Raw genomic sequence first — 13,408 nt, 5'->3', positions numbered from 1 at the left:
ACCCACTCTGTCTCGCCATCATAGTAATAGTCGGATACGTTAACTTCATCACTATCAATAACGTAATTCCCTAATCTATTAAAGTCCTTATCATAAAAACATGGCCGGACGGTAATGAATTTAGCATGGAGCCTTTCTCTATTTATTATTTATCTATATTAATTTTATCAAAAACTCTTTCTGGTATTTTTTCAATTTTACCGTTCTTTTTCATAATATTATAATAGTGCCTATAATTTTCTTCGGCCAGTTTTATTTCCCCTACAGAAGAATATGAGTCAGCAATATTTATGTATGCAACAATTCTACTCGGTACAATGCGTATTATTTCCTTCAATATCTTAATTGCATCTTCATGGTAACCATTATTAGCTAGGTAATAAGCAATATTATTATATGTAACTTGGTTACTCTTACTTATTGGATGGGATTTGGTTAAATATTCGATGAAATCATTATTAATAACTACATCTTTGTTTTTTATTGATTTCTCAAACCATAGGAGATTGTTTTCTGCAAATACTTTAATTTTACAGTAGCGATCAAGATCTTTTTCATTTCTTGATAGCAAAGGCTCCAAGCTTGAAATATCAATGTCATCTAATAATCTGTTAACATTCTTGGTACAATTTTGGGTAATACTAAATATACCATCAGATATATAGTTATACGATGATTCAATTTTTTTTACTATAAATATATTTTTTTCTAAAGAAATATAAATATTGAAAGTGGAATCAAAGCCGCTGGCTTTATTAACAATGTAAAATCCATCCTTGGTCGGTACTATTTCTTTAAATGTACTGTATCCATCTACTGTGAAGTTTGTAGTTTCAACAACTTTATTTCCTTTATTATCATATATATATAGATAATTTTCGATTGGATTGCTTATTATCTTTTCATTGACAGAATCATGATTTATGTCTAAAAAAAATTCTTTATCCTCAAAAGCAAAAGAGTTAAATGGTAGTAGAGCAATGAATAAAAGTATTTTTATTGACTTTCTTTTATCTAACATTATTACACTCATCAAATTTAAATATTTCCTTAAGTTTAGCTACATATTCTCTTCTCTCTGACAAGCCATTACTACCTCCATTAACTAGGTAGCTAATGACATCAGTATAATCACTGTCAGCTAAAATATTGAAGCTAAACGTACCATAGCTAATTGTTTTTCCATTGCTCAGTGACCTGCGCACTTTTGTTTTGGGTATCTCTATTTCGTTACTATAACTTCCCACTATACTTGAGCTGGATATTGGTTTCCATGTATTGGAAGTACTCAGTATTTTTCCTTCGCTCCAGAACCATCCAGCTGAGTCGACAGCAAGATCTATTCTCTTTCCAACTTTATCAAGATCTCCCATGATATCCTCATTCAAATATGCTTCATAATTCAGGTAGCCACTACTCTTATGCGTAAGGTGCATCAGCCCTCGTCCGTAATAAGGTGAGTAGTCTTTTCTAGTTCCTGAGTATTCAACAGTCGAACGAAATCTATCCGTCTCATGATAAGTTTGAGCAAGGAAATGAATTTTTCTAATACAGGAGTCAATATTATACTTTTTAAAACAGTTATTTAGAGAATCAGCAAACTTTTCGTACGTTCTATCTTGTTCGTTTAAAAGTGATCTCGAGTCACTAAACAACTCAATCGAGTTTATGTTCTCTGACTTCCTCAGTTCAGAAACGATATGCTTTAGTTGCATTGCTGTGAGAGTTTCATGGCACAGACAGTTTGATTTTTGTTTAGTAACAAAAGGCCAATAATGCCAGACACTTTTATCGTCCGGGAGCGTAATCTTGCTTTGTGTGTCTTGCATCCAGGAAAACTTATCCGCTCTTTCTCGTTCATGCTGTGAGAATATTTCGTAATGCTTCATGACCTCACTGCGCCAAGGTGACTCTAGGTAGTCCTGCTGAGAAACAAAACCAGTCATGTACTTTTCATCCATCACTTCTTTGGCGAGTTGATGAATCATAGAATAGCTTTCTTTAGTGACGTCTGTATACCAGTCAGAAGGGTGCTTTGCGATAACGCGTTCAAAGTGTTTACGTTTGTTTTCTAAGTAAACCTTGGCTTCTCTTGGTTTGAATACTGAGAAATCAATCTCTTCACCTTTGGATAGCTCTTCGAGCAGTTGGCTATAGAACGCATTGGATACGCTCAGAGCGCCATCACTCCCACTGCCGTCAATGGTGATAAGAGGGCTTTCTTCTGCATTTTTTGGGGCAATCTTTTTTAAGAAAAACTCAGGCGGCTCTTCTACGGAAAATAGCTCTATGTGGACTCGGTTATCTTCTTTCTTGGTGGCGTGGGCATCGTTACTGTACTCGTGAAGCCCCATATAGCCCAGTTCATCCCCCGCTTTCACTTCGATAGCGCCAAAGTCGATGTTGAGTGGTAAGGGGAGGCCCAGTGTTACGACGCTGCCATCGCGTAATGAGGCGGCATTTTTAGACATCCACTCTGGTTCAGAGACAGGCTCAGGGACCATTACTGAGGTGTTGTTAAGAATATCGAAATCGCTGTCTTTACCCGCAGCAAACCAGACGATTTTGCCTTTCATTCTCTTTTCGCTAGATGAAGGGGAGTCACCTAATTGAACAACGCGGCACTTAATCATCTTATAAGTGTGGCCCCCAATTTCAAACCCTACGGTTTCTTGCTCTTCTGCATGCAAATACTCCAAAACCGTACCGCTTGACATAGAGACTTTGTTTTCCACTTTCCCCCTTTCAGGATCACCACCAAGTTTAAACGTTCGGACGTTCCACCCATCGTCAACCAACTTATAGCGAGTCGTCAGCGATGAATTCGCCCCGATATCGGATGGTGGAGCAAGATGCATGTAGAGAGAGTACAGTTTAAAGACTTCGTCATCTTTCTCAGGGTTTTTGTATTCATGTTCCAGTAGAACGAAGTTGTTACTGTATTTGAGCTCTTGGTCTTTGTATGTAGTGGTTTGGTAGTCAGCGTGAATACGATAAGCGACAATTTTCCCATCCATCATTGCTTGGATAGGTCTTAATCCTTTACCCCAAGGCACCATTTTGGACGTCAAGTGAACACCACTGTGCCAACCATAACCTTGACCTAGGAGGTAACGACCGCTCTTAACTTGGTCGAACAGTTTAGTGAAATCACTAAGTGTATGATAGGGCTCGCCATTTCTTTGTGTTATAGGAAAAACTGCATCCATGAGGTCATACCTTAATCTGAGAAAACGTCGTCAAAGACAATGAAAGAAGGACGGTTGAGGTTGTTGGCTTTGGTGTAGACAACGGCGTTGATTTCACCTGAGTTCGTTGCGAAACCTGATTGACCCGTGACATTCACGATGGTGCCAATCGCCATGCCTGAAATGGTTAAAAGCTTATCGTTAGTCTGGGTGAGGATTTCACTGAAGACATCAGGAAGCGCACGAGACATCACTTTCATGCCATCTCGATAGCCTTGAACGCCTTCTTGAACTGCAGTCAGAGAGCGAGCCTCAGCTTGCGCCTGAATGAACTCTAATCGCATGTCCAATGCAGCAATCAAGTCATCAATAAAGCCACAAAGCTGCTGGTTGATGAGTGTCCAAAGAACCAGTTGAAGGTGCTGTATGGTATTGCCTGTACCCAACAAACGTAGCTTGGCAAGCAGTTCAGAAGGCGGATCCAGAAGATCCGCCTGGAATAAGATGCGCAGGATATCGCCGTTCTCATGCACTTTCTCGAAAAGGAGTTCAAGCAGTGATTCGTACTTTTCTAGTGATTCAAGATCTTCCTGAATGTGGAAAAGGGATGAAACGAAAGACTCGGAGAAATCGTTAGAATGATTTTTGCTGACGACATGGGGTGACAAGATTCGGCTTTGTTCGTAGACCATAGCTTTGAAATCATCATCGCTAAAAGAAGGCGAGAGCAAGATGCCCCAGTCATTGGCAACACCAACTTTGTCTTCCCAAAACGGCGCTCTTCTTCCCGCGACAAAAGTACAAAAATCATGGGAGTCTTCGTATGTTTCTGTTGGGGCGTTTTCTGGCAATGTTGCGTTTGGAGCATAGGTGTCTGCGGTCTCTTTTAGCACCAGAATACACTCTTTTAGAGGTAAGCCGCTGACGGTGCCACAACCTGTTGCATCCAGCACACCTGCGCCAATTGGGCCACCGCCTGATTCTCTCAGCTCAAATGGTGCATTCGCGTAAGGCTGCCCATTGGGGTATTTGCAAGTAAGTTCGAGTGTGTAGGTGCCTTCCTGATCCTCAGTGACAGAGACGGAAGGGTTTTGTACACCACCAAGGCACATGGTATTAGCCATATTCATGGTCATCTGGTCCGTCAGGCGACAAACACCAATTCCTTCCATTGTGACGGTTGGAGAAGCAGAGATAAATTCAGCTTCGGACTCAATCGTGCCAGATGACACGCCTTTTTTATCACCACCGGCGTCACCAGTACTTGCTGCAAATTTGCTGCCTTTGATGGCAATACTATTACCACCATCCATAGATACCGTTGTGGTCCCGCCGACAAGATCTGCCGACTTCGCATTGTTACCATATGGAATTGGTACAACGGAATTACCTACTGTCGTCAAACAAACGTCGGGGAGAGTCGCATTTGCTTCTCCTCCCGATCCCTTGTGGACCACGCTCAGCCCATTTGCGCAAACTGTGACACCCATGATGTAACCTGAATCAACAAAAAAGATAAGCAATGATATAAAATAAAGCGCACATCAATCTAACCAAAAGGTTAGTTAAAATGAATGGTTTACCGTTCTAAATGACTAAATTGAAAGGTTTTGGCTGAATGTCTCACAAAAAGGTAGGGTCCACACTGTGGAGCTCGTCAATACTGGGGGCCGCATGACATGTAGACGATCGAATGTTAACGTTCGATTAATAGTTTTTCAATATATGTTTTATTTTATTTAAATGAGATGTGAATATGATTACAGCGTTGGCGATCAATAATTATCGTTCGATTCTAAATCTGGTTATTCCACTAGGCAGATTGAATGTGATAACGGGAGCCAATGGCACCGGTAAATCCAACTTGTATAAAGCACTTCGTTTGTTGGCGGATACAGCGCAAGGTGGTGTGGTGTCTGCGCTCGCGACTGAAGGTGGCCTGGATTCAACTTTCTGGGCGGGGCCGGAAAAGATAACCAACTCGATGAAGCGAGGCGAACATGCCATTGAAGCGACAGTAAGGCAGAAGGTCAAACGCCTCAAGCTTGGCTTTGCCACTGAAGAGTTCAGCTACGCGATTTCCTTAGGTTTACCAGCGCCGACGATGTCAATGTTTGGCTTTGACCCAGAGATAAAACGTGAATGTATTTGGAATGGTCCTTTATATCGACCTGCCAGTGCACTGATAGACCGAAATGGGCCCGCGATTAAAGCGCGTGAAGGACGAAAATGGCAAGTCATTTCAAACCATATCGCCACTTATCATAGTCTGTTTGATCAAATTGCCGACCCAATGGCAACGCCAGAGGCGTTTATGCTGCGGGAAACGATTCGCGGCTGGCGCTTTTACGATCATTTCAGAACTGACAAAGATGCCCCCGCCAGACAACCCCAACTTGGGACTCGTACTCCGGTTTTACACCATGACGGCCGCGATCTGGCCGCTGCTTTACAGACCATTATCGAAATTGGTGACAAAGAGGTACTTTATAAAGCAATCGACTATGCGTTTCCCGGCGCCAGCATCCGTATTGTGAATCAGGCTGATGGTCGATTCTCGTTGGAGTTTTCCCAGCATGGTTTGCTCAGACCATTGAGTGGTGCTGAGTTGTCAGATGGGACTTTACGTTACTTGCTGTGGGTGGCCGCTCTTCTTACGCCTCGACCACCAAGCTTGATGATTCTTAATGAGCCAGAAACCAGTCTTCATCCAGATTTGTTGCCTGCTTTAGCGCGTCTAATTTCTCACGCGGCCGAGAATACTCAGGTCTGGGTTGTGTCTCATGCTCCACGTTTGATTGCGGCGTTGGCCGAGCATCCAGAATGCAATGCTATTCAGCTAGACAAGGAGTTTGGTCAGACGATTATTCCGGGTTTGGACCCTCTTTCATCTCCAAATTGGTACTGGCCTGATTCTTAAACAGAAAAAATCTCAGTGTATTTTTTCTCCCTAAAAAGGAGATTAAATTATGGTCTATGCACCTCTCGTTAAACGCCAATCGCGACTAAACTCAAAGTTACGTTCAATGAAAAGCGGTCTTTGCGGGAGGGCATAATGACAACCCAGAACATTCAGCACTTTTTTCATCCTGAATCCGGTAGCTTGAGTTATGTAGTGGCAGATTCGGACACCAATGAGGCGATAGTGATTGATCCTGTTGCTGATTATGATGAGGAAAACTGTAAGATCAGTTTTGAATCCGCGCAGCAAATCATTGACCACGTTGAACAAAATCAACTTCATGTCACCGCGATTCTTGAAACACATATTCATGCTGATCATTTGTCGGGTTCGTTCTACCTCAGCAAAGTACTACAAGCGCCAATCTACATTTCTGATCATGTCAAAGAGGTATACGCTAGCTGCAAGGATGATTTGTCACTTACCGATCTTTATCATTTTGAGCATTTCCTGCTGGAAAATGAACAACTGGATTTTGGTCATTCTCATATTGAAGTATTAGAAACTCCCGGTCATCCACCATCTGATCTTACCTTTAAAATTGGTGATGCATTATTCGTGGGTGATTCACATCTTCATTCTGGAGAAGGGGATTCGGCTAAAGATAGCGACCCGACATTTGAGTCATTATCTAAGATATATGAACTCAAAGACTCGACCGAAGTGTACCTGTGTCATAACGAACCAAGCAGCCCAGATGAGTTGGTTTATAAGACGACGCTTGGTGATGAATTGCACGATCAGGGCTCTGTTCATCAGCCTAGCGCGAGAAATCCAAAGCTGCCGACCCCGAAACTGATCAGCTCCGCGTTAGAATATAACCTTACTGCGATGAGGCCACATATGTAGATGGAATTGCCTCCATCTTATTGACTTTATTGCGTATTAAAATTCATCACCAGATAACATTGATGTCATGAATGCTGTGTTAAATCGTCCGCGTGTTTAACTCCACAGGAACAACAATCATGACAAAAGGACTAATAACGTTACGTTGGCTGCTACCGCTAATCTTCATCTTTGCCACCACTGCGCAGGCCAGCAATAAGAAGGTATTGCTGGTTGGCATTGATGGCATGCAGTTTGAACATATCGCTAAATTGCCGACCCCTGCTTTTGATCGTCTCCAGATCACGAAAGCTTATGCTGGAGGTGTTAAAGGGCGATTTAGTGAACAGAAGACCAGTAGTGGCCCGGGTTGGACAACGATTCTTACTGGTGTTTGGGTCAACAAACACGGCATTTCGAGTAATAGTGTCGGCCCCGCCGATGCTGACTGGCCGAGTATCTTTCGTCAGATTCACAACGCCAAAGACCAAGCTCAGATGTACTCATTTTCGACCTGGGGGACCATCAATACGCTCTATTTCCCTGCAGATATGCCTCTGTTAGCAGCCCATTCTGAAGGGGGCGGTGACGATTACAGTGTGAATCGAACGCTGGAAGTCCTAGGCTCTCAAAGCCCTGACTTCATCTTTGTTCACTTGGATGAGCCTGATGGTGCAGGTCATAGCCATGGCTGGGGTGATGAGTACGACAAATCAATTACAGACAGCGATGCTAGACTGGGTAAGCTGCTAGATGCGGTTGAGAAACGCCAGACTGAGAAAAACGAGGATTGGCTGGTTCTTGTCACCACCGATCATGGCCGCAATGCGAGAACAGGCAGTGGCCATGGTAACCAAACCTCGAGTGAAAAGACCATTTTTATTGCTTCCAACCAACCTCTGCACAGCCGCTATCAGTCTTATGTTTCCGTGGCGAACCAAGACTTTGACGGCCTGTATAACCTGCCAGCTCAAACCTTTATTGTACCAACGATTTTAGAGTTTCTCGGTATCAAGCAAAACCGATTACGCCTTGATGGTTTTCCTCTTGTTGGTGATATAGAGGCACAAAAAGTTTACGCGACGATTGAAAGTAAGCGTTGTGGTTTGGAGTGGGATGCAGACAAGGGCTCACCGATAGCGCTAGCCAGTTACGAGCATGTGGCAAAATTTGATTGTAATGGCTCAGCTGATCCTGTGCAGATAGAAGACGGTTACATCTATGCCAATATTTATGGCTCTTCCTGCGGATTGCAATGGCATGCCGCCAAAGGTACGCCAAGCCCAATGGGCAGTAATGAGCATATAGCTAAGTTTGATTGCAGCAATGACGGCGACCCGTTGTCTATTAGTAGCAGCTACATTTACAGCCTGATTGAGAGCAAGCAATGCGGTTTTGAATGGAACGCGAAAAGTGGTGTACCGATGACGTTAGAGGGGTACGAGCATGTCGCTAAGTTTGATTGTGATGGTAACGCGGACCCACTTAGCTTTGAAGCAATGCGTTAACTAAACGATATGACGATTTGGCCTGAAGCCTTTACGCTCAGGCCAGTGTTGGCTGAACTTAGCCTCCAGCGAGCGCGTTAGATTCCAGAATCTTAATGAATTTGTTGACCGTTGGGGTGTAGACCGCTTCTCGCCGTGCTATCCACGATGACTGCCAGTAAATATTTGATTCTAGAGGAATCTCAGCTAACTGTTGTTCTTGAATCTCGCGGGAAAAGAGCAGTCTGGGACCCGCGGTGATAAAGTCTGATGTCTTCACCAGAGATTTCGATGTGGTGTAGTTATCGCAGGTTATCTGGACGAAATCGCTGTTGAACTGACTTGAGTGATAGCTTTTAAGTGTGTTGCCAGCATCAGGAGCAATCACTGGGTACTGTTTAAGCTTATCCCAATTGAGTTTCTTGTCGCTAAACAATGGATGCTCTGGGCGAGCGACAAACACAATGGGCGCACCTTGCACAGGGGCTGAAATAAGCTCATTGGGTAAGTCATCAATGTTAAATGGCCCTACTGCGACATCGAGGTGACCATCCATTGTCATAGTGAGCAGTTCACTCGCATTCGCGGTTTTGAGTAACGTCTTGACCTGACTGGTTTGCTCGACAAAGTCCAATAGGACTTTGGGAAAGTAAAGTTGTTCGATGATAGGCCCAACACCGATATTCAGCTTACCGCCTTCCAGAGAGGCAAGTCGTTCAACGTGTCGGCACATTGAATCCAATTTGGCCTGCACCAACTGTCCGTTTTTTATCAGGTAGTTAGTCACATCAGTCGGCTGCATTCCTGAGCTATGACGGAAAAACAACTTTACGTTAAGAGTCTGTTCTAGTCGTGAAATACGCTTGCTCAAAGTTGGCTGCGACATATAAAGCTCGTCAGCGGCCTTGTTAATACTGCCCAATTCTGTCACTTTCTGCAGCAGCTTTATATCCGAAACATCAAGCATAGTTCTTCTCTTTAATTGTCGGCCACATAGCACATTAGGAAATGAGTCAGTGTGGGGTGATTCTAGGTTTCATGGCTATTGATTGTATGCCACTGGTACAGTTTGGCTAATGAAGGATCTTTTCAACACCGACAAACTTTGTGCATAGCTCCAGTATAAACTTGGTTATTCCAAATTTTTGTAACGGATAATAAAAATATTCAATTATTTTATTGCCGTTCTCTTCGTATAATTTGTGTAAATCAGATTGGAGGACAGAACTATGACAGCCGTAATGATAGACCACACACACTCTTCATTTGACTACCTAAGTCAGGTGCTTGACGTTCAGAAACAAGCATTTGCAGAAAACCCAATGCCAAATGCAGATGAGCGTATCGCTAAGCTGAAGAAGCTGAACTACGCGGTGTTGGACTACAAAGATCAGCTTATTGAGGCTGTCAGCGCTGACTTCAGTAACCGCAGCTCGGCGGAAACCATGATGGTTGAGATTCTTGCTGCATTGGAAGGTATTGCATACAACAAAAAGCATTTACGCAAATGGATGAAAGCGCAAAAACGCCATGTGCCTCTTTCCCTTAAGCCGTCTCGGGTTGAAGTTAGATATCAACCACTCGGTGTGATTGGCATCGTTGTCCCTTGGAACTTCCCGATTTTTCTTGGTTTATCACCTCTTATCGGTGCTCTGGCGGCAGGCAATCGAGCCATGATCAAAACCTCAGAATTTGCTCCGAAGACGTCTACGGTAATGAAAGAGATGCTAGGTTCAATTTTTGATGAGAATGAAGTGGCAGTCGTGGAAGGCGATGTTGAGGTCAGCAGCGCGTTCACCAAATTACCTTTTGACCACCTAGTGTTTACGGGAGCAACCAGCGTGGGCAAATTGGTGATGAAGTCTGCGGCAGAGAACTTAACGCCTGTAACACTGGAGCTTGGAGGGAAGTCGCCCGCTATTATTCACGATAGCTATTCCGCCAAAGAAGCGGCCAAACGTCTCGCATTTGGTAAGGCAATTAATGCCGGTCAGGTGTGTGTGTCTCCTGACTATGTGTTCTGTCATCACTCTCAAGTGGAAGAGTTTTGCGAGACATTCAGTGACGTGTTCTCCAGCCGTTATCCAAGCATGAAAAACAATCAGGACTACACTGCGATCATTAATGAACGCCAGTTGCATCGACTTCAGCAGTATCTGCAAGATGCAGAGGACAAAGGCGCCACCTTAATTGAGATAAATCCTGCAAATGAAGATTTTTCAGGCACTCGAAAAATGCCAATGACGCTTGTGCTTAATCCAACTAACGACATGTTGGTGCTGCAGGAAGAGATCTTCGGTCCGATTCTTCCGGTCATCACCTATTCGGATATGTCGGAAGTGACTGAGTACGTTCAAGCGGGCGAGAGACCACTGGCACTGTATTACTTCGATGATGATCAGCGCCGGGCAAATCAGCTCCTTGATACGACTCATTCTGGCGGTGCTTGCATCAACGATTCTATGATTCATGTGATGGCAGACGATATTCCTTTTGGCGGCGTGGGCGCTTCAGGAATGGGACATTACCACGGTAAAGAGGGTTTTCTGAATTTCAGCAAAGCAAAAGGTGTGGTGAAGAAAGGGAAAATCGATCTCGCGAGTATGATTGCTGCCCCATGGGACAATAAGATGTTTAATTTGTTGGTGAAGTTCCGCCTATGGCGCTACAGCCGATAAACTGTGTGATATTTAAAAAGGGGACGCTTGTCCCCTTTTTTATCAATTACTGTTTGAGTTCGCGGTCAACGTAATCGTAAATGTACTGCCTTGATTCGGTTCAGACACCAGTTGAATGTTGCCACCTAAGTTATCAACCATAGCGGCGGCCAGTGATAGGCCCAGTCCGTACCCTTCTATGTTGCTGCGACTGGCATCGACGCGGTAGAGTCGTTCGAAAATCAAATCCTGATACTGTTTGTCGATACCAATACCCGTATCAGAGACAAGAATCTGAACGTGATGATCACTGGTTTTATCGGCTTTTAGACTAACTTTTCCGCCTGTTTCGGTGTATTTAATTGCATTATCGACCAAGTTCACCAGCGCCTGTGTGAGTTTTTCTGGGTCTGATTGAATGATGAGATTGTCGTCAGCTATTGCCTGCAATTGAATCTGTTTGTCATCCGCTACGTCTTCATACCAGCTCACAACGGTTTTCAGAACCTCAGAGACATTGGTTGAGGTGCTTTGTTGCTGACGTTTGCCGGTGACCTCATCGTTGAGCTTCATTAGAGCGGTCAGCATATTGCTGGCCTGCATTGCATATTCAGCGCAATCAGATAAAGCGTGCTCCATCTGCTGGGGGTCTTTGCTGCCTAACAGCGCGGATTGTGAAGAGAGCGTAATTCGTGATAAGGGAGTACGGATATCATGAGCAATGGCATCGACGGTCGTATTGAGTGTAGTGGTGACATGATGCAATCGGGCGATAGCGTCATGCACACTGGCACTGATGACGCTCAGCCCTTGCGGCGTGGCGGCTGGTTTGTCCGTCATCTCTAATTTGCCTTGGCTAAGCTTATCCAGCGAATCTCCGAGCGTAACCAGTGGTGACATCGCGCTGCGAATAATGCGGTGAGTGAACAAAGTAGTGATAGCAACCAACACAATTAAAGCGTACAAAGTCATCAGCCATTGTTTATAGGCGATAGCGTAACGCGGTTGATTGTCGAGAACTAACCAAAAATCTAGCGTTTCTCCTTTAATCTGCAGCGACATATATGGGTTAATAATGAAAGCCGTGAACCAGGATTTATCATCTGTGACGTAATCATTGAGTTTGATGTCGGCTGGCAAGTTGTTATCACCAGCGACAAAGTTGGGGCTTGCCGCAGGCTCTTTCGAAATAGAAAAGGCCGCGATATTGTTTTCGATCAGGCGATGCGGATTGGCAGTCATGACGTGAATCAGTTGATCGGCTGAATCGTAGGTAAGAATACGCTGGTATTCTGTGGCCATTGAGTTGAGGATTTTCTTTTCGGTGCGGTATAAATCGAAGAAGAACATCACACCCACCACTATTTCAACCAGTATCAAGCACAGCAATAAGATCGCCATAAAACGCATCAGTAGCGTGTTGCGAGCCTTAGCCAGTGCCTGCTCAATGTTGTGACTTGAGGACATAGCCAACCCCTCTGAGTGTATGAATTAATGGGGTATCAAAGCCTTTATCCACTTTGCTGCGTAAACGACATACCAGTACATCCACCACATTAGTCTGCGGATCAAACTGATGCCCCCAGACTTGCTCAAGAATGGCGGTTTTTGAAATGACGGTTTCAGGGTTTTCCAGCATCAGCTTGATCAACATGAACTCTCGTTGATTGAGTTGAATCGAGGCGCCATTTCTTTCAAGTGAGTGTTTGAGCAGATCCAGCGATAACTCACTGTAGCTCAATTGATAACTTTGGGCAGGGTTCTGCTGACCTCGGCGGGCCAGTGACTGACAGCGAGCTAGCAGTTCCGGAAAAGCGAACGGCTTGACCAGATAATCATCCGCACCAGATTGCAGCCCTTTGACTCTTTCATCTACAGAGTGTTTTGCGCTCAGGATGAGAACTGGTGTTGCATGGCCTTCTCCTCTCAGTTGAGCCAAGACTTCAAAGCCGTCTTTTTGTGGCAGCATAATGTCGAGCACAATCACATCGTAAGATTCGCTGATGGCTTCATGCAATCCGTCAACGCCGTTGGTGGCGTGTGTTATTGTACAGCCTTCCTGCTGGAAGCCATTGATAAGAAAGCGTGCAATGTGGGTGTCATCTTCAATCAAAAGTATTTTCATCAGCTGTCCATTTCCTCACTCTCCCTAAACAGTCCTTCATACTCTACCAACAACCTTTCATGAATTTAACCAACATTACAGCTTTGTAATGATTGGGAAAGTCTTCAGTAATAGAGCCTTAGTTAGGATGTACCTGTCGAATCAAACAAGGTCTACCTTAC

10 protein-coding genes are annotated in these 13,408 nt (G+C 44.1%); 4 read left to right on the top strand and 6 right to left on the bottom strand.

From position 1 onward, the window contains the following. Window positions 1-145: 145 nt before the first annotated feature. Genes VIC_RS19195 through VIC_RS19185 form a run of 3 tightly spaced genes read right to left on the bottom strand, consistent with a single transcriptional unit; the run spans window position 146 to window position 4,678 of the window. Window positions 146-1,021 (bottom strand): tetratricopeptide repeat protein, encoded by an 876-nt coding sequence (locus VIC_RS19195; protein ID WP_157622144.1) that lies wholly within the window; start codon window positions 1,019-1,021, stop codon window positions 146-148. Then, window positions 1,011-3,209, bottom strand: coding sequence for a lysozyme family protein (locus VIC_RS19190; RefSeq protein ID WP_006961879.1), 2,199 nt, complete (start codon window positions 3,207-3,209; stop codon window positions 1,011-1,013). Before VIC_RS19190 ends, VIC_RS19195 begins: the two co-directional genes overlap by 11 nt. 11 nt (window positions 3,210-3,220) lie before the next feature. Beyond that, on the bottom strand, window positions 3,221-4,678 hold the full coding sequence (locus VIC_RS19185; protein ID WP_039952215.1) for a DUF4150 domain-containing protein: 1,458 nt from the start codon (window positions 4,676-4,678) through the stop codon (window positions 3,221-3,223). 266 nt (window positions 4,679-4,944) lie between these two features. Here VIC_RS19185 and VIC_RS19180 point away from each other — a divergent pair, with 266 nt between their 5' ends. The 3 genes from VIC_RS19180 (at window position 4,945) to VIC_RS19170 (ending at window position 8,486) form a co-directional block, all read left to right on the top strand. After that, a complete protein-coding gene (locus VIC_RS19180) occupies window positions 4,945-6,108 on the top strand; it encodes an AAA family ATPase (RefSeq protein ID WP_006961877.1) in 1,164 nt (387 codons plus the stop codon). Between the two features lie 135 nt (window positions 6,109-6,243). Further along, complete coding sequence (locus VIC_RS19175) at window positions 6,244-6,999, top strand: MBL fold metallo-hydrolase (RefSeq protein WP_006961876.1); 756 nt, start codon at window positions 6,244-6,246, stop codon at window positions 6,997-6,999. A 119-nt stretch (window positions 7,000-7,118) separates the two neighbouring features. Next, window positions 7,119-8,486: an alkaline phosphatase family protein gene (locus tag VIC_RS19170; RefSeq protein WP_006961869.1), complete on the top strand. Its 1,368-nt coding sequence runs from the start codon at window positions 7,119-7,121 to the stop codon at window positions 8,484-8,486. Window positions 8,487-8,544: 58 nt separating this feature from the next. Here VIC_RS19170 and VIC_RS19165 read toward each other — a convergent pair whose 3' ends face one another. After that, the gene (locus VIC_RS19165; protein WP_006961868.1) at window positions 8,545-9,432 is read right to left on the bottom strand and encodes a LysR family transcriptional regulator; all 888 of its coding nucleotides are present in this window, start codon (window positions 9,430-9,432) and stop codon (window positions 8,545-8,547) included. A 262-nt stretch (window positions 9,433-9,694) separates the two neighbouring features. Here VIC_RS19165 and VIC_RS19160 point away from each other — a divergent pair, with 262 nt between their 5' ends. Then, window positions 9,695-11,143, top strand: a complete 1,449-nt coding sequence (locus VIC_RS19160) for a coniferyl aldehyde dehydrogenase (protein WP_006961867.1) — start codon at window positions 9,695-9,697, stop codon at window positions 11,141-11,143. 42 nt (window positions 11,144-11,185) lie between these two features. On the opposite strand, the gene VIC_RS19155 is transcribed toward VIC_RS19160, so the two are convergent. Together VIC_RS19155 and VIC_RS19150 are read right to left on the bottom strand one after the other, a co-directional pair. Further along, complete coding sequence (locus VIC_RS19155; RefSeq protein ID WP_006961866.1) at window positions 11,186-12,589, bottom strand: sensor histidine kinase; 1,404 nt, start codon at window positions 12,587-12,589, stop codon at window positions 11,186-11,188. Then, entirely contained in the window at window positions 12,567-13,247 is a 681-nt protein-coding gene (locus VIC_RS19150) for a response regulator (protein WP_006961865.1), read from the bottom strand. The genes VIC_RS19155 and VIC_RS19150 overlap by 23 nt, the downstream gene beginning before the upstream one ends. Between the last annotated feature and the right edge of the window lie 161 nt (window positions 13,248-13,408).

This window comes from Vibrio coralliilyticus ATCC BAA-450 (assembly GCF_000176135.1).
Classification (GTDB): Bacteria; Pseudomonadota; Gammaproteobacteria; order Enterobacterales; family Vibrionaceae; genus Vibrio; species Vibrio coralliilyticus.
This window is presented reverse-complemented; position numbering and strand designations above follow the sequence as displayed.